This is a genomic window from Vibrio sp. 1641, assembly GCF_033339995.1.
In the GTDB taxonomy this organism is placed as follows: domain Bacteria; phylum Pseudomonadota; class Gammaproteobacteria; order Enterobacterales; family Vibrionaceae; genus Vibrio; species Vibrio alginolyticus.
Genome location: NZ_JAWOVP010000521.1, coordinates 1 through 514, shown reverse-complemented (window position 1 = coordinate 514; position 514 = coordinate 1). Strand labels below are relative to the sequence as shown.

1 protein-coding gene is annotated in these 514 nt (G+C 45.7%); it reads right to left on the bottom strand.

Annotation, left to right across the window (positions count from 1 at the left end; translation table 11 throughout):
• Nucleotides 1–514, bottom strand: a 514-nt coding sequence (lptD, locus tag R7Z47_RS26910) for an LPS assembly protein LptD (RefSeq protein WP_318131033.1), incomplete at both ends; no start/stop codon positions are given.

Here is a 514-nt window from a genome sequence, read left to right as displayed (position 1 = left end):
AAGTAAATCTGAGCATGGGTACGAAACTCAGGAATAACACGAGAAACTTGTTCATCAAGCTGGTTTTTCAAGTCCACGTCTGTCAAGCCAGTAAGGTCTTGAGAGTAGTAAGTGGAAAGTACGCGCGCTTCCGTTGTCCAAGTGGCCCAAGAGTTTGACAGCGGCATGGTTAGTCCCGGCTCTATGTGAACGCGAGTCGCGTTTGGTCGAGCGGTATCACTAGTGTCAAAACGGCTGACTTGGCTTTTTACGTCGAAGTTAAGGTGATCACCCCACAACGGCGTGTAGTAGTTCAAATCTAATTGAGGAAGCAAACGATATGGACGGTTTTCTTCTTTCAAGAGGATTTGGAAATCTCGAACGGTTAAAGACGCATCCCAGAAATCTGAACGGTACTGCACATGTCCTTCTTGGACTAACTGGCCGTCTTCACGGTTACCGATGTCAGAGTCCAAATCTAGGAAGTAATCAATGTCACTGACTTGTGAGTAATCAACTTTAACAATCCACTGTT